Origin of the sequence: Paenibacillus barengoltzii G22 (assembly GCF_000403375.2) — a bacterium.
GTDB lineage: Bacteria > Bacillota > Bacilli > Paenibacillales > Paenibacillaceae > Fontibacillus > Fontibacillus barengoltzii.
This window is the reverse complement of sequence record NZ_KE159653.1, coordinates 1,143,604-1,160,734: the sequence shown is the minus strand read 5'-3', so window position 1 is coordinate 1,160,734 and position 17,131 is coordinate 1,143,604. Positions and strand designations below refer to the sequence as shown.

The window sequence follows — 17,131 nt, the reverse complement described above, 5'->3', positions numbered from 1 at the left end:
GGTTCATCTTAGTCGAAATAGGAACCGAATTGCTTAATGTAGAAGGAACAATGGACCTTGACCGGAAGCTGGCTGAACATCTCATGCCAATCGGTCTTTTTCCACTCATCATAACTCATGCTGTTGCGCACATATTTCCCGAGCCCAATCCCGTCGGTGCGGTGGCGTTGCATGGTCTTGATCACCCGCAGCGCTTCCGAAACGATATGTTCGCTGACCAGCTTTTCAACCTTTGCCCGTTCAGAGGTGCTTAGTTTTGCATTGCCAATGTACTCATCCACACTTCCATAGATCTTCAAATAAATATTCGCTTCATAATCGCCGGACGTGTTCTTCGTAATCACGATCCGGCGTTTGCTTTTTACCGCCTTGACGGAAATCGCCTTCAAGTCGGGATGCTCCGTCGTCAGGGTAAACTCGCCCTCTTGCAGGTTCGAATACAACAGCATGAACAGGTAAACGTCTTCCCACGGCAGCTTCGCAATCATTCGATCATCCCGCATCAAGGCGATGCCGCTGATGGTAATATCCTTCTCCTTCTCCAGGACTAAGGCGGCAATTGGATCCTCCCCGTCATCGAAGTAATCGCGGGTAAATTCGTACAACGAGGTTCGGGGGAGCGATTGTATTGAGTATTCTTTTTGCAACAGCTTGTTGATATAGTTCGCCGTCTTGGTATGCCGCGGATATTCTTGGCTGATGATCTTCCCGGCATCTCCCTCGACGACGACCATTGAAGTTCGGATGGAAATGCTGGGATCGCGCAGAAACGTATCTAAATACGACCAGAAGCCGCGGCGGGCTAACTCCTCACCGATCAAAAAGGTGCGAATTTGTCCGCTGGCAATGATTCGGCTGGTCCGCAACGACAAGGCCTCCCTCGCTTGCTTTGGACTTGAAGCGATCGTTGACAGCAATTCGTCGGTCGTTTTGCCATCCCGGGCGTATTGCGAAACCAGCGGAATGCTGACCGTAGCCTTAATCTTATTCTCGGGAGCCGCATCAAAAGCGGCCGTTTCAATATAACCAACTCGTTCCAGAATCCGCTGGTCCTGGCTGCAGCCGGTGAGTACAAGGATGAGAACGGCAGCGAGCAGAAATCGTCTAAGCATGCTTCTTCAACCTCCTTTGCATGAGTAGAAGCACAATCAGCAGCAACGGGAGCCCGAAGGCAACACCTATCTGTACAAAGGTGAAATAGCTGGACCAAGACTCTACGACGATTAAGGTATTGGGGATCATCCCTACAAGGATGGTTGCAACCATGGAAACGAAGACGATCACCTTCCAGGGGATTTGGGGAAAGACCTGCGCCAACGCCTCCTGACCGGCCCAATAGTACATGCCTGCCGTCTGCACGATTGAGAACAAGAACAGGCTGAAGAGAAAGTTCTGGATGCGTTCAATGAACGGAAACCGTAAATAAGCATACATATCGAGGATCGGAAACGACGAATGGACCAGAGCGTGATGACCGAAGAAGCCGTAAGCCATAATCGAAACGAGCAGATACACGAACATGGTAATTCCGTTTCCTAGATGGATATATTTCAACCATTTTTTGTTTTTTTCCGCATAGGGAAAAAGAAACAGGCACAACTCGTATCCCAAAAACGCGCCGTACAGGTTGTTCAGCCCCTCGTACATATCCGCTCCTTCCTTAAGCCAAAAAGGAGTAAAGCGGGAGAGATCAAACTCATGGACGAAGAGTACGATCAGCGGAATTTGCAACAGCAGGAGCAGCGAGAAGATGACATTCGCTTTAGACATGGTATAGATCCCTTTAGTAATGTAGAGAACCACCAGCACGTCCACGAAGGTTTTGAGAATGAGGTCAGAGGTCGCCGGAAAGATCAGCATCTGATATATCAAAGCGTATTGCTTGATGACAAGGCAACCGATCATGCTGAATAACCCCCATAACAGCACATATAGAGGGATTAGCAGGAATCGCGGCAGTGAAGCGCTGAGAATGTCAAATATTGATTGGCCTCGGCCCATTCGGTACACCGCAGAGATCAGCATAATGTTCAGCGTCACCAGCACGAACATAGGAAGGATCATCAGCCAGCCGTTGGTCCCGAAATCGTGGGCCGTGAGGCGCGGCAGAGTGAACAGGACGGCACCGCTTTGGGTATTGAACACCATCAGGGCGATATGGAAGCGATTGAGTTTTTCCCGTTCCACTGGAGTCACCTATTTCTTCATTTTGTTGGACGTTTTGTTGGGAGTACGGGATTGCGTTGGGCGTTTGGACAACATCCAGAAGGGGCCCCGGATAAAGGTATCCTTCCAATCGCCCGGTTTAATCGGCGCGAGCGGAAGGGTGTACGGCGCACCTAAGCTGGTCAGCTTGGACAGATGGATAATCACCAGCCCGAGGCCGAACATAAATCCGAAGTTCCCGAGCATCCCGGATAAGATGATCAGCAAGAATCGAATCAGTCGAATCGAACCGCTCATCGTGTAGCTGGGAATGACGAAGGAAGCGATGGCGGACATTGCAACGGCAATGATCAGAATGTTACTGGTAAACCCGGCTTCCACCGCTGCAGTACCGATCACGATACCGCCAACGATACCGATCGTTTGCCCGATTTTGGTAGGCAGACGAACCCCAGCTTCTCGCAGCAACTCCAAGGTTGTTTCCATCATCAGCGCCTCCAGGACGGGAGGGAAGGGGACGCGGCTGCGCGATTCAGACATCGAAGCGAGCAAATTTTGCGGAATCATCTCGTAATGGTACGTTGTGATTGATACATACATCGAAGTTAAGGTGAGCGTAAGAATAAAGGCGACATAGCGCAACAGTCGAAGAAACGTCCCCACAGCCCAGCGGCTGTAATAGTCGTCAGGGGAGGTAAAAAATTCAAATACGGTTGTAGGCCCAATGATGACCGACGGGCTCTGGTCCAAGAGCACAAGCACCCGACCTTCGTTCAACTTGGATACGGCAACGTCAGGCCGCTCCGAGCTCAGATAAAGAGGGAAAATGGTGGCAGGGTAGTCTTCGATCATCTGTAAAAACATGCTGCCATCCAAAACACCGCTGTACTCGATGCCCTGAATCCGCTCCGACATCCGATTGACGAAGTCCATATTGGCAAATCCGTCGATATAAAGCATACATACCTTCGTTTTGAACACTTCGCCGACTTCAAATTGTACAACTTTCAGACGATTGCTCTTCAGCCTGCGGCGGATAATGGACAGATTGGTATCCAGCGATTCATTAAAGGCATCATGCGGGCCGACGATGACAGATTCCGTTTCAGACTGCTCGATGGATCGGACGTCGGGACCGTAAGCCGAAATTAAATAAACCCCCTGAGGTACAAATAGAGCGGCTTCGCCCTCCAAAATCCCTTGAATCACGTTCTTCGTTTCTTCTTCGCGCACGAACTGGGATTGCTGCAAGAGAGCTCCCAGTTCCTCCCTTTGAATATTTTCCAGCGGAATGATCACGTTGTTGATAAACTTGTGGTTGTCGACTAAATGATCAAAGTAGATAATGTCAGCCTGGATGGACGGATACGACCGATGCGATAGATCGGAACACCCGTTAAATTCCTCCAACACCCGCTCCAAAGTGAGCGGACCAGGGGCTTGAGGCTCAGTAAGATGTGATGTTTGTTGCTCTGGTTTATGCTTTACCATCGTCATGATAGTTTTCAATAATCGGGAGTTCAAGGCGCAATTCCTCCAACTGAGGTATTTTCTTCTATTGTGTGTAGCATTGATCGAACTATGCAGATTTTGACGGGATGGGTTGCAGAACAAGTGCAAAAAAAAGAATACTGCGATGGTTCGCAGCATTCTATGTATGGTTATTCTATGGATTCACTTCAGCAACAGCCGGGATAATTCAGCATAACTGATAACCGGGGTATGGGGGAGATGCGGATCTGATTCGGGCTGGATGCCGCGGTGATTAAACCAAATGGAGTGCCAGCCGGCGCCGGCCGCTCCCACGACATCGTTACGCCAGGAATCTCCGATATACCAGCACTGATCCGGTGCCATCTCCAGCTTCCCGGCAATCAGATTAAACAAGCGTGCATCCGGTTTCGTTAAACCTACCGCGCCTGAGATGAAGACCCGTTCGGCAGAAATCAGCCGATCGACCCCGAGTGCCCGGATTTTTCGCCATTGGTGGTCCGGCGGCCCGTTCGTAATGATTCCGACAACAGCGCCGCGCGCCTTAAGTTCGCCGATCAGCTCCAGCGCTCCGGAGAACGGCCGAATGTCAAATTGACGGCTTAGGTAAGCGGCCTGTACCGCTGCGGCTTGATCGGTTGTCAGCGAAAGCCCAAACTCCCCTAAGGAACGTACGAAACGTTCGGTGCGCATTGATTCCAACTCATGTCCGTGGGTGGGCGTCCCCCCGACTTGGGCAGAGAGATAATCGCTGTAATAACGCATTCGGTGGTACGCTGATTCATAGGGGAAGTCCGGCCCGGTGTGCAGGATTTCTTCCAGTGCCTCGCGAAAAGGCTGCAGGTGGTCGTATAACGTATCATCTACGTCAAAAAAGATCGCGCGGTTTGAAGTCATTGCGTTCATTGTGATGATCCCCTTCTCTTTACCAGCCGCAGTAGAAAACCGCGGCCTTTTCCTATAAAATGCTTATGTATTGTCCTGGCTGCGGGAGCCGTCGCCTTCCCATTATACGTGACAATTTCGAAAAATCCATAGTTCGACCGGTCCTTTTCGGATATGATGGGATCGGACTGTATACTTTGGGTGGAAAGGTTTGGAGCGGACGTGAAAAAGCCGAAACGATGGTTTACCTTAAGAAATCAAATCTTCATCAGTTTTATGCTGCTGATGATTTTTGTCCTGGGCATCGCCAGCGTACTCACTTATTATCGGATGTCCGCGCTGCTGCAAACCAATGCGGAGAAGCATATCAGTCAAACCGCGATGCAGGCTAATGGTCGATTGGATGCACTGATTGCCCAGATCAATACGCTGACCACGCAGGTCGCCACCGATGCTTACGTTCAGAGGCTGCTGCTCGCTGAGGTGCAAGGGAAGGAGACGCCCTTTAGTTCGCGCCAATCGCTGCTGCCGCTGTTTAGTGACTATCAGGCTTATGTGACCGGCATCAAGTCGCTGGAATTATATACCAATGATTACCGCCGTTTGTTCCCGCTGAACGAAACCCAGTTGATTGACACGATCGACTCGGAATGGATTAATGCAGCGAATTGGGGCAAAGGTTCGCTTGTCTGGATCGGGATCGATCCGCGCGATCCGTCCACCGTGCTGGCACTGCGCCGGGTGAGCTTGCTCGACCGCTGGTTTTCATCCGGGGGATATTTGATGGTGCGGCTCGATCGGACTTATTTTCAAATTCATGATCAGATCGACGAGGATGTGGGGGAGTATATTCTGCTGGTCGACGGGAATCAACGTCCGGTGGCAACCAACTTCAGCTTCCCTGCGGAAGAATTAAATGTGAAGGAACTGCTGAGCAACGAGGGGAAAAATATCACCATCGGCGAACAGAAGTTTATCGAGGTCAAGCAAGCCTCTAAAGCAACCGGGTGGACGCTGGTCTTCTTCACACCCATGAGCTACGTCACCAGCGGGATTTCCGCGCTGCGCACAGCTGTCCTCGCTTCGGGAGCCATCGGGGTGCTGCTGTTCCTGATCATGTCGCTGTCGCTGTCGACGATGATTACCCGCCCGATCTTCCGGCTCATCAAGGCGATGCGCGGGGCGAGATTCGGGGTGCTTCAGCGGAACCCGATGTTCTCAAGCACGATGGAAATTAACGAGCTGAACAATTCCTATAACCAAATGGTCGATAATATGAACGAATTGATCCGCGTCGTTTATGAGAAGGAGCTTCTGCAGAGCCGAACCGAATTAAAAGCGCTGCAGGCTCAGATCAATCCTCATTTCCTGTTTAATACGCTGGAGGCCTTCTATTGGTCACTGGAGGATAAGGGAGAGGAGGAGTTGGCCAACCTGGTCGTCGGCATGTCCAGCTTGTTCCGGTACATTATCAGCAGTCCCAACCAGGACGAGTGGGTGACGATTGAGGACGAGCTGGAGCATGTGGAACGTTATCTGCAGCTGATGGATATTCGGCTTGCAGAACGCTTAACCTGGTCCATTGATGCCGGCGAATTCCGCCACGTGAAAATTCCTAAGCTTCTGATTCAGCCGCTCGTGGAAAACGCGATTTGGCATGGGGTTGAAAAGCAACTCGGCCAGGGCAAAGTAAGCGTATGTGTTGAACCCTCAAACAAGGAAGGGTACTTAAAAATCACTGTGCAGGACAACGGTCCCGGCATGGATGAGGAGACGTTAAGCGGCTTAATGCAAGCGATGGAAGGCGGGCCTTCCATCTCCTCGAAGGGGACAGGCGTCGGGATTGTGAATGTACACCGGCGGTTGCGTTTGTATTATGATGAGCAAGGGAAGAAGCACGGTTTGCAAGTAACCAGCCGCCCGGGCGAAGGAACGTCCGTGAGCTTTGAAATACCTAGTGATTACGGGGGAACGGTATGAAGCAGACAAAAACCATACTTGTGGTGGAAGATGAACCGAGAACAAGACAGGGCTTTACGAAAACATTGGAAGCCTGGTCTGCCGGTCGATACCGGATCGAGGCAGCGGACAGCGGACAGGCGGCGCTGGCTTGGCTTGAACACAATGTCGCTCACCTGCTCATCACGGACATCCGCATGCCTGGCATCAGCGGGCTGGAGTTGATTGAGATGCAGCAACGCCATAAGCATTTCAAGCCGGTGGCGATCATCATTTCGGGTTATGCGGAATTCGAATATGCGCAAAAAGCGATGCAGCTCGGCGTCGTTAATTACTTGCTGAAGCCAGTGGACAAGCATAAGCTGGTTCAAGCCGTAGAGCAGGCGCTGCGGGTAGAGGACGACCGGCATCGGATCGAAACGATGGAGAAACTGGTGGATCCACGGTTGCTGGAGACCAAGGATACGGATACGCAATATACGCCTCAGGTCCAGGAGGCATTGAACTACCTGGACGAACATTTGCACGAGCCGATTACGATGCGTCAGGTGGCCGATCATCTGCATCTGAATCCAAGTTACTTTAGCGTGCTGTTCAAAGAGCAGACCGAGCTTACCTTCAGCGAATATATCACCCGATTGCGGGTGCTCCGTGCCAAGGAGCTGCTGCTAAGGACAACGATGTCCGTTGGGGAGATTGCGGAGCGTGTCGGTTATCAAAGCGACAAGTACTTTATCAAGGTGTTCAAAAATTACGAAGGAATGAGTCCCAGCAAATACCGCAGCCAGACGAAAGAGACGGAAGATGACGCTTAAGCCTTGACCATTTTGTCACAGATCTTTGCGGCGAAATGGGGGTTCAGCTTCGCGTGCTATGGAAGCGGAATCATCAACGTGATAAACTTGGATTGAAGCGGTTACACGAATAGCCGAGATAATTAGGGGGCTAAAGCATGTCCAACCAGAAAACAGCATCCATTCTGTGGATTGCGCTTCTCCTGTTGTTGGGACTTACCGGTTGCGTAGGCGACAAGGTGGCAGGAGGGGGCGGGGCGGATGACCATGAAGCATCGGCGGCCAGTGCGAAGGTCACGATCCAATTCATGCATCTGTGGCCGGCAGGTTCCTCTCCGCAGCAAAATAAACTGGTAAATGAGATCATTGACCAATATCAATCCGAGCATCCGAATATCACCATACAGCAAGAAGTGATGGAAAATGAGCAATACAAAAACAAACTAAAAATACTGTCTGCGGCGAACGAACTGCCTGACGTTGGTGTCACTTGGGCGGCGGGTTTCATGGACCCTTACGTGAAGGGAGATCTGTTTGCCCCGCTTGATGATGTGTTGGAACGCGGTTTGAAGGACCAATTCGTACCGGGGGCCACTGATGCCTATGCGGTACAGGGCAAAACGTACGGCTTGCCGATCGAACTGAACATCTCACCGATTTATTATAATAAGGCAATTTTTGATAAATACAATTTGGAAGTGCCGCAGACCTACGATCAGTTCCTGGACGTGATTCACACGCTGAACATCAAAGGGGTCACCCCCATCGCGCTGGGGAACCGGGATCGTTGGACGGGCTCGATCTGGTATATGTACCTGGCCGACCGGATCGGCGGACCGGAAACGCTGAAGCAGGCCATCGATCGCACGGGCAGCTTCGAGAATCCAGCGTTGATTCAGGCGGCGGCTGAAATTCAGAAGCTGGTGGATATGAACGCTTTTAATAAAGGCTTTAACGGATTGTCTAATGAGGAAGGCAAAACGGTCTTCATGAAGGAACAGGCCGCCATGTTCTTGGCGGGAACCTGGGAGGTGCCTAACTTTACGAGTAACCCGGACGTCCCTCAGCAATTTAAAGACAATGTCGGGTTCTTCAAGTTCCCGACCTTTACCGGCGGTAAAGGGGACATTAACAGCTGGGTAGGCGGACCTGGGGGCGGCTTGTTCGTTGCAGAGAACTCCAAGGTCAAAGACGAAGCGAAGAAGTTCGTGGAGTATTTCATTAGCAAGTGGGGAGCTGATTCGGTAAGTACGGCCGGGGTCGTTCCGGCAACGAAGGTGGATACGACAGTTTCGGATCTGCCCAAACTCTACATTGATCTGTTGGATGAGCTGAACAATGCCAGCAACCTGACCTTATTTGCCGACGTCCAAATGAAAGGGAACGCGGCCCAGACGCACTTAAATATGATCCAAGCCTTGTTCGGTAAAGCGGTGACGCCGGAGCAATTCGTGAAGGAGCATGAAGCCGCATTGAAGCAAGATGAATAAAGAATCCGGGCTTAAAGCAAGAACCTTCCGCCAATTGGCGCAAGGTTCTTATTTTTGGGGACTAGCCGACGTATTTAGATAGGGAGATCAGCGCCGTCATCGTAATGATGTTCAGCAGTGTGGAGATCAGCACGGTTTGTGAGGCGAAATCGGGTTCGTTGTCGTACTCCTCCGCCAGGATGGTGCTGTTAACGCCGGTTGGCATACCGGAAGCGATCAACAGGGCTTGGGCCGGAATTCCTTTGAGGCCCAGCACCCACACCAAGATGAATCCGATCACCGGGCCAATCAACAGACGCAGAGCGACGCTCACATAGACATCAATCCGGTCGAGCCGCAACGGATATTTGACAATTTGGGCGCCAAGCGTCAATAGGGCGATGGCTACCATCGAGTCGGCGATATAGCCAAGCGGCTTAGACACAAAATAAGGGATCGGCCATTGAAGCAAGTGCAGCGCCATCCCAAGCACCAAGGCGTAAGGTACCGGCATCTTGAGAAACCCGATCAACGCGGCCTTCAGCGTACCGCCGGATTTGGCCCGTTGCACGGACATCACGCCGTAGGTGAACGTGACCAGGCTCTGGAACGTCATGACCAGCGCTTGAACGGAAGTAGCCAACGGATCGCCTTTAAAGGCCAGCTGATTAATCGGCAATCCGTAATTGCCGGAGTTGTCGAGGATCAAGCTGTTGGTGAAGGCGGCCCGCATGCCAGGTCTAAACTTCAGACGCCAGCTGACGAGCCGGCTGACCCCATAGAGCAGCAGGACGTACAAAACGTAAAATGCTGTCACGCTTCCCAGCAGCTCGGCGGACATCTCCGATTCGTACATGCTGACGAAGACGACGGCAGGCGTCACGAAGTAGAAGTTGATTTTGGCCAGTGTATACAAATCAAGCTTAAAGGCTCGTTGCATCAAGGCGCCTAATCCAATGAGGATAAAAATAGGCAAAACGACATCTAATACAATCTCGCCGATCATCTCTTGCTGTTCACTTCTTTCTGATGCGCTAATCTAGAATTAGACGCGGATCTGGAATCGAATACCGTTTAATGGCAGTCGCTAGTTATTATAACACGCCTGCCGCTGTGTAGAAGATGCAAATTGATCTGCTGCTGCAGGTAGGTTATCATAGCCCCCGCTTGAGCGGATAAAGACTTGTAGTACAAAATGAATGAAGTGAGAACGTGAAAAGGAGAAAGCGCCTATGATGACTCCTTCCAGACAACCTCATCCTGTTCTTCGCGATGTGGAACGATTGATTCAACTGGAGATGGAGATGACGAAGTTTAATAACGAACGTTCTTTGTATTTGAAGGAATCTCATTTTACAGTGACACAAGTCGGCGGGACGACGCTGCTGTCTGACGAGTTGTCCCCGCTATCAAGTTATTACAATCGCGTGATTGGCTTTGGCCCTGCCGATTTGGAGCGGCTGCCGGAGATTCTTGGGAAGTATGCTGCCTCTGGTATCGATCCTTGCTTTGACCTGAGCCCGGACCGGCAAACCAGCGAAGTGGCGGAGGCGTTGGCCGCTGAAGGCTTCGTGCCGAGGCTTCAGCTCGCTTTTCTCAAGCATGAGTTCGATAAGGAAAACTTCGGATTAGAGTCTTCGGAACGAGCTCAATCGAGGGAAGGAATTCACATGGCTCGGGTCTCTAACGAAGCAGAGGCTCTTGCTTTTATCCAGTTGATCGAGCGATCACGAGGCGGGGACGGTTCATCGCTGGACGAAGGAATGGTGAAGCGGAAGATCCGGTATTACTATCGGGACGATTTTCGAAATTACGTTGCCTCTCTTGGAGGAGAGCCGGCAGGAATGGGGTCTTTGTTTGTGCGCGGCGATACCGGGTATTTAGCCAACGATTATACGTTCCCGGCGTACCGGAATCGCGGTATCCAAACATCGCTGATTCGGCATCGGCTGCAAACGGCGAGGAAGCTCGGACTGAAACGGGTTTACACCGATGTGGAGTTTGCTTCGGTCAGCCATGCGAACATGTTGAAGTGCGGTTTTGAGCTGGTGTATATGAATATGTTTTGGATGAAAACGGCGCTGCCGCGATAAGCGGTTAGCGCCGTTTTAAGGTTTGGCTGTTCGCTTGCCGCGGGATCCGCCGAATTAAGAGCTGGCCGAGCACTTCAGACAAGACAAGCCCTATCGCGATCGAACCGGATAGGAGGAAGGCCTTGGCGGCGAGCTCCACAGCCAAATTGTATTCATTCTCCACGAACCGCCGCATCGCATCATACGCGAGCCCGCCCGGAACCAAAGGGATAATCCCGGCTACGCTGAAGATAATGACCGGCTTCTTGTAAACGCGGGCAAACAGCTGGCTCAAGACGCCAACCAAGAACGTAGCCGCAACGGTTGAAAATACGCTCTCCATCCTTGGCTCCAGCAGGATGTAGACGAGCCAGCCAAGCATACCGGACAGGCCGCATTGGAGCAGCGTTCGTTTGGGGGCGTTGAAGAGGATGCCAAAAGCCCCTGAAGCGATAAAACTAATTAGCAGATGAACGAGTATGTACATTGGACGATAGGTCCCCTTTAAGTGCGATTTAAATCAAAGTGAAGACGACGGCAATCCCGGCTCCAATGGCAAAGGCGGTAAGAAAAGCCTCCGCTCCCCGGGATAACCCGGACACGAGATGCCCAGCCATCAGGTCCCGGACTGCATTGGTGATCAGCAGTCCCGGCACGAGCGGCATCACCGAACCGATAATGATTTTATCCAAGTCCCGGCCTAGCGATATCTGCACGAACCCCGTGGCCAACAGACCGATGATCAGTGCTGCGGTAAACTCGGCGAAAAATTTCACCTTCACCAGCCGATGGAACAGCAGATACGCGGCAAATCCTACTCCGCCGCACAATAAGCCTGGCAGGAAATCTTCCGCCTGGCCGCGGAACATCAAGGTGAAGCAGCCGCTGGACAAGGCCGCAGCCGCCATTTGCAGCGGCATCGGATAAGCGTGCTTCTCCGACTCAATCTCGCGGAGCAAGGCATGAGCTTCTGCTGCTGTGATATCCCCGCTGTGCAGCTTCCGGGAGATGTCGTTCACTGCAGACACTTTCTGCAGGTCGGTCGTCCGCTCCACGATGCGGATCAGCTTGGCAGATTCCGTTTCGCCGGATTGAAAGACGATCCCCGTCGGGGTCACATAACTATGCGAGCCGGAGAGTCCCAGTGCATCGGCCATCCGAGTCATCGTATCCTCCACGCGATACGTTTCCGCTCCGCTCTGAAGCATGATTTTTCCCGCCAATAGACACACCTGTACAGGCTCCTGTCCTTGGACCGCAGCCATGTCATTCATTACCGTCACCCTTTCAACAATCTGACGTCATTATATCATGACCCGCAGGGCAGAAAAACGCAGTCGACAGAAGGTGTCTAAAGATGTCGAATAAAATCGAAAAATAGTAGAAATATCTTATTTTTGTCGCTTTAATATGTTATGCTAGCACTACTTACATAATGCTTTATATACATCTGAGAGGAACATTTGATGCTGCAAAGCTTACTGAATAATTTAACACTGCTGACGACGGGAATCCTTTTTGGACATATAGTAAAAAGCGCCTTAACCGAACGCCTGCAAAAGGCGTTAGGGACACGGCTCGCACTGGGCATTGTTTCTGGGCTGTTGGGCGTGCTTCTGATGCATTACCATTTTCAGATCTCCAGGCATATAGTGGTCGATTTCAGGCAGTTGCCCATCCTGATCTCCGTTTATTTAGGAGGCGGCATTTCGGGAGCGATTACGACGCTGTTGATCATGATTTATCGGTTGTTTCTGCATGAGTTCGGAACGCACGCTGTGATCGCTGCCTTGAATTCGCCGGTGACGTTTCTCATTGGGGTTCTCTTCTTGCGCAAGGAAAAGACAACGATGCCGCGTCTCTTCCTGGTGCTTGGGTTAAGTTCGGTGAGTATGGTGGTGATCGCTTGGATTCTGTACGACGGCTTTCCCTATTTGGAGATGGGGTTATATTTGCCTCTGTTCTTTATTGCGGGTGTGATCGCATTTTCCATTCTGCATTATCTCCGGAACAAGGACGACTCCATTCGTAAGATGAGGGAAGCGGCGAACCGAGATTTCTTGACGAGCTTATACAATTCTCGGGCTTTTGCAAAGAAAATGGAGCAAAAAATCGCGGCCGCCCAGCGCGACAACATTCCGTTCACTCTGCTAATCATCGACATTGACTACTTCAAGCGTGTCAATGATCAGTATGGTCACCTGGCGGGCGATGCTGTACTGCTGCAAATCGCTGATGTAATGCGAGAGACGTTCTCACAGCGAGATCACATTGCCCGCAAGGGCGGCGAGGAATTCGTGATTTTGGTAGATCGTTGCGATGCGGACCAAATCAAAGTGATTGCCGAACGATTGCGCCGCAATGTGGAGAACCATCTTTTTGTTTTGCCGGATGGGGAGAAATTAAAGCTAACGATCTCGGGAGGAAGTGCAACCTATCCGAATGTTGATGAGGTGGAGTTATTCCTCAAGGCAGATCAGGCACTTTATCGAGCGAAGGAGGCAGGACGAAACCGGGTATACGTGACATAGACCATGCGCTAAGTAAGCATTACCTTACCTGTTCAAGGCGGATTCCAATGACTATTGAAGCGATTTTAGGGGGCATATCATCGTGAGTCGACAGTTATCATTTTCCATTCGTCAAAAGCTCATCATCACGTTTGTGATCATCCTGCTAGTTCCGAGCCTGGTGATCTCAAGTACAACCTATTGGAAAGCAAGTGATTACATCGAAGAGGAGATCATGTACAGCGCGGCAGAAAGCGTGTCAACGGCAAATTCGTTGATCACAAATGAGATTGAGAGCGTAGGATCGGATCTGGATTATTTCGTGAACGAACTTGGGCTCGAAACGGCATCTGTTGAGGCGGACCTGGCGTCGGGTGGAACGGCGGTGAAGAATCGACTTAGTCAGTACTTGGGCTTGCATAAAGAAGTTATTAATATCTATGTTGGAACTAATCAAGGCGGGATGTTGCTTGGTAAAGATGAGGAATTGCCAGCTGATTATGACCCGAGAACGCGGGATTGGTATAAGCTGGCGATGGACAGCTCCAAGGCCGTGGTTACACCCGTCTATCTCTCTGCTGACGGGAATACCGTCGTATCCGTTGCGAAGAAGCTTCGGGATGGGAAAGGCGTTCTTTCACTCGACCTGAACTTAACCAGCATCTCCAATCTGGCAAGCATGAAAGTAGGAGAAGAAGGATACATCCTGATTCTCGACAATACCAAGAATGTGATTGTGAATCCGAAGGGCGGCCTCGGAGAAGCAGCGGATGATACCATTGCAGCTCCAATGTTCGCAGCGGATGAGGGAACCTTCGAATACGGCATGGACGGCCAAAAATATAAAATGAAGTTCCTGACCAATGAACTGACGGGATGGAAAATTGGCGGAACGATGAATAAAGACGAGGTGACCCAGCAAACGGCAGCCATTCGCAATACGTCCATCCTTGTTGTCGTCCTTTCGATAGTTGGAGGAGCCCTCCTGATCATCTTTAATATCCGTTCGGTTCTGCTTCCGATCCGTAAATTAAATCGGGCGACTGCGATCCTTGGCCAAGGCGACCTGACGGAAAAGTTGGATGGATTTAACCGGGATGAAATCGGAGAACTTGCCGCTAACTTCCAGAAGATGGTTGATAGTTTGCGTGAAATGGTTGAAGGAGTCCGGGAGATGACCGATAACGTTTCCGCTTCAGCGGAGCAACTCTCCGCTGGATCCGAGCAGACCACGAAGGCGATTGAACATGTGACAGTAGCGATCCAGGACGTTGCTGCCGGCAGCGAGCAGCAGATGCAAAGCGTAGAACGCGGCGCAACCAGCGTAAATACGATGGTTCAGCAGGTGGAATACGTATCCGGCAATATGCAGCTAATTAATCGGACAATGGCAGGAATGGCCAACTCAGCTCAAGAAGGAACCCAACTGGTGGAAGGCGCCGAACATAAGATCCGTGACGTTGAACAAACGGTTACGAAGCTGACAGACATCACCAACTCATTAAACCAACGTGCGGAGCAAATTGGCGGCATCGCGGCTGTGATGGCGGAGATTGCACAGAAGACGAACCTGCTGTCGCTGAACGCGGCAATCGAAGCGTCGCGAGCCGGGGAAGAAGGTCGCGGCTTTGCGGTAGTTGCGAGCGAAATTCGCAAGCTGGCCGAAGGCTCAAGCCATTCGGCAGACCAAATCCGCGAATTGATCACCCGCATTCAGGACGAGATGAATCATGCGGCGGCTGCGATGATCGACATTCAGCATAAAGTAACCGAAGGCCGGGAAGCCGTTGATTTGTCGGGACAATCGTTTATTGCGATCAGCCAATCGGTGATGAATGCGGCGGAAGCCGTCGAAGCTGCTGCTGCCACGATGCAGGAGGTTGCAGGGGAAAGTGAGGCCGCCCGAGATGCGATTGAGCAAATTCGCATGCTTTCGGAGCAGACTGCGGGCAACACCCAAACGATCTCTGCGGCGGCAGAAGAACAGCTGGCGTCTGTGGAGGAAAGCTCTTCCTCCTCGGCGGATTTAAGCCGGATGGCTGAACAGCTGCAGGCTTTGGTAGGTAAGTTTAAAGTTTATAAAGATTAACGTGATTAGGTTGAAGAAGCCTTCCATAGGACATGGAAGGCTTCTTACGTTGTGTGGTTTATTCGGTTTCGTCGCCATCAAAGCCGTTAAGTAAATCGGTGCCGTGCATGGCATCTGGATCGGGAGCGACCGGGTCGACGGGACTGTCCTTCTGGATCGCGTCCGCATCGGGTACATCAGGAAACGGATCATCTTCGCTGTTGACCGTACCTTTAGGTTCACTGATGCCTTGGACAATTCGCGTATCGTGCGGCAGCAAGTCATCGAAGGGAATGTCATTCTCCGGGCGATACTCCTGAAGCAGCTTGTAACGTTCATATTCGAAGTCCGCGGAGTTTTTGTTGTCATCGTCCATATCAGATCAGCGCCTTTCCTATTCAAAGTTGTGATTCCCCCAAAAGTTTGCCCCAAAATAATTCAGCAAATCCGGCAAATTTAACTCAATCACAAGGTTCAGGACATTCCTGAGCCTTGTGATTTTTTTTTCTGACCAATAGGACTCATAACGCTTGATATGGTTGACTTCCAGCGCCCCTGCGGCTACAATGGCCTGTGAATCCGGTTTCGAGCTCTGCTTGGATCCGGGCAGAGGAGATGAGAACGTTGATCACGATCTATGATATTGCACAAAAGACCGGCTTTTCGCCTACGACCGTATCTAAGGTGTTTAATGGATATTCCGATGTCAGTGAGAAGACGCGCCGCAAAATTTTAGATGCTGCGGACGAGCTTGGCTACTTGCCCAATGCTCACGCCCGTTCGCTGACCACCAAACGCTCTTGGACGATTGGCGTGCTGTTTATTGAGCCTTCCGGTGCGGGTATCCTGCATCCGTTTTTTGGCGGCGTGATCGAAGGCTTCAAGCGGGTGGCTACTTCTAAGGGATACGATCTGATGTTTCTTTCCAAGGATATCGGCGGCAAGAAAAGCAGTTATCTGGAACACTGTAAAATCCGCGGCATTGACGGCGTGGTTGTGGTGCTGCCGGATGCTACCGATCCGTATTATCAGGAGTTGCTCGAGTCGGATATTCCTTGCGTGCTGTTGGATCAGGAATCTTCCGTCAAGAGTACGGTGTACTCGGACAATATAGAAGGCGCCCGTCAGGCCGTGAAATATTTGCATTCCCTGGGTCACCGGAAGATCGCGCATATCGGCGGCGGTCCAACCTTCGCTGGTGAGCAGCGGTTAAACGGATTTCGGCAAGCGATGCAAGAGCTAGGGCTGACGATTCATCCGCAGCATATCGTACAAGGAAGCTACGACTATACCGTAGAGAGCGGCAGCAAAGCGATGGAGGAGCTATTGCAGGCGGACGAGCGGCCAACAGCTGTGTTTGCAGCCGGCGACAATTTGGCAGTCGGGGCCATGATAGCGATCAAGCGGCACGGTTTGCGCGTGCCTGAAGATATTTCGCTGCTAGGTTTTGACGATATAGAAATGGCGAAATATCTAACTCCTGCGTTAACGACGGTACGACAAAATACAGATGTACTTGGCAGCAGGGCGGCTGACATGTTAATCTATTCGATAGAAGGCGGGGAAGACGTGCAACAAGGCGTCATCCCGGTAGAGCTGGTTATTCGCGATTCTTGCCGATCGCTGTAAACCGCTCGGCCTCTATTTTTTTACAAGAGATCGAAACCGGTTTCGTTCCTTGTATTTCTTCAATTTATTGAAGATCGGCGCGCTTTTC

The 17,131-nt window shown here is 51.2% G+C and carries 15 protein-coding genes; 7 read left to right on the top strand and 8 right to left on the bottom strand.

The window, feature by feature from the left end; translation table 11 throughout:
• Nucleotides 1–8: 8 nt before the first annotated feature.
• From C812_RS13630 to C812_RS13615, 4 genes are all read right to left on the bottom strand, one after another.
• Nucleotides 9–1,112 carry a Ger(x)C family spore germination protein gene (locus C812_RS13630; protein WP_016313231.1) on the bottom strand — a complete coding sequence of 368 codons (1,104 nt, stop codon included), beginning with the start codon at nt 1,110–1,112 and terminating at the stop codon, nt 9–11.
• On the bottom strand, nt 1,105–2,187 hold the full coding sequence (locus C812_RS13625) for a GerAB/ArcD/ProY family transporter (RefSeq protein WP_016313230.1): 1,083 nt from the start codon (nt 2,185–2,187) through the stop codon (nt 1,105–1,107). Before C812_RS13625 ends, C812_RS13630 begins: the two co-directional genes overlap by 8 nt.
• A 9-nt stretch (nt 2,188–2,196) precedes the next feature.
• Nucleotides 2,197–3,663: a spore germination protein gene (locus C812_RS13620; RefSeq protein WP_036625439.1), complete on the bottom strand. Its 1,467-nt coding sequence runs from the start codon at nt 3,661–3,663 to the stop codon at nt 2,197–2,199.
• Between the two features lie 177 nt (nt 3,664–3,840).
• Complete coding sequence (locus tag C812_RS13615) at nt 3,841–4,563, bottom strand: HAD family hydrolase (protein WP_016313228.1); 723 nt, start codon at nt 4,561–4,563, stop codon at nt 3,841–3,843.
• A 201-nt stretch (nt 4,564–4,764) separates the two neighbouring features.
• Here C812_RS13615 and C812_RS13610 point away from each other — a divergent pair, with 201 nt between their 5' ends.
• From C812_RS13610 to C812_RS13600, 3 genes are all read left to right on the top strand, one after another.
• Nucleotides 4,765–6,522: a sensor histidine kinase gene (locus C812_RS13610; protein WP_016313227.1), complete on the top strand. Its 1,758-nt coding sequence runs from the start codon at nt 4,765–4,767 to the stop codon at nt 6,520–6,522.
• Nucleotides 6,519–7,316 (top strand): response regulator transcription factor, encoded by a 798-nt coding sequence (locus C812_RS13605; RefSeq protein WP_016313226.1) that lies wholly within the window; start codon nt 6,519–6,521, stop codon nt 7,314–7,316. The genes C812_RS13610 and C812_RS13605 overlap by 4 nt, the downstream gene beginning before the upstream one ends.
• A gap of 137 nt (nt 7,317–7,453) precedes the next feature.
• Nucleotides 7,454–8,785, top strand: a complete 1,332-nt coding sequence (locus C812_RS13600) for an extracellular solute-binding protein (RefSeq protein ID WP_016313225.1) — start codon at nt 7,454–7,456, stop codon at nt 8,783–8,785.
• Between the two features lie 61 nt (nt 8,786–8,846).
• Here the strand turns inward: C812_RS13600 and C812_RS13595 are convergent, their stop codons facing one another.
• Nucleotides 8,847–9,770 carry an AEC family transporter gene (locus tag C812_RS13595; protein WP_016313224.1) on the bottom strand — a complete coding sequence of 308 codons (924 nt, stop codon included), beginning with the start codon at nt 9,768–9,770 and terminating at the stop codon, nt 8,847–8,849.
• Between the two features lie 226 nt (nt 9,771–9,996).
• Here C812_RS13595 and C812_RS13590 point away from each other — a divergent pair, with 226 nt between their 5' ends.
• On the top strand, nt 9,997–10,857 hold the full coding sequence (locus C812_RS13590) for a GNAT family N-acetyltransferase (RefSeq protein ID WP_016313223.1): 861 nt from the start codon (nt 9,997–9,999) through the stop codon (nt 10,855–10,857).
• Between the two features lie 4 nt (nt 10,858–10,861).
• Here C812_RS13590 and C812_RS13585 read toward each other — a convergent pair whose 3' ends face one another.
• Both C812_RS13585 and C812_RS13580 read right to left on the bottom strand, forming a co-directional pair.
• A complete protein-coding gene (locus C812_RS13585) occupies nt 10,862–11,323 on the bottom strand; it encodes a threonine/serine exporter family protein (RefSeq protein WP_016313222.1) in 462 nt (153 codons plus the stop codon).
• 28 nt (nt 11,324–11,351) lie between these two features.
• Nucleotides 11,352–12,110, bottom strand: a complete 759-nt coding sequence (locus tag C812_RS13580; RefSeq protein WP_016313221.1) for a threonine/serine exporter family protein — start codon at nt 12,108–12,110, stop codon at nt 11,352–11,354.
• 192 nt (nt 12,111–12,302) lie between these two features.
• On the opposite strand from C812_RS13580, the gene C812_RS13575 reads away from it, so the two are divergent.
• Nucleotides 12,303–13,367 carry a GGDEF domain-containing protein gene (locus C812_RS13575; protein WP_016313220.1) on the top strand — a complete coding sequence of 355 codons (1,065 nt, stop codon included), beginning with the start codon at nt 12,303–12,305 and terminating at the stop codon, nt 13,365–13,367.
• Nucleotides 13,368–13,449: 82 nt separating this feature from the next.
• Nucleotides 13,450–15,435 (top strand): methyl-accepting chemotaxis protein, encoded by a 1,986-nt coding sequence (locus C812_RS13570; RefSeq protein WP_016313219.1) that lies wholly within the window; start codon nt 13,450–13,452, stop codon nt 15,433–15,435.
• Nucleotides 15,436–15,493: 58 nt separating this feature from the next.
• Here C812_RS13570 and C812_RS13565 read toward each other — a convergent pair whose 3' ends face one another.
• Nucleotides 15,494–15,790 (bottom strand): hypothetical protein, encoded by a 297-nt coding sequence (locus C812_RS13565; protein WP_016313218.1) that lies wholly within the window; start codon nt 15,788–15,790, stop codon nt 15,494–15,496.
• A 248-nt stretch (nt 15,791–16,038) separates the two neighbouring features.
• Between C812_RS13565 and C812_RS13560 the strand changes: the two genes are divergently transcribed.
• Entirely contained in the window at nt 16,039–17,043 is a 1,005-nt protein-coding gene (locus tag C812_RS13560; RefSeq protein WP_016313217.1) for a LacI family DNA-binding transcriptional regulator, read from the top strand.
• Nucleotides 17,044–17,131 lie beyond the last annotated feature (88 nt).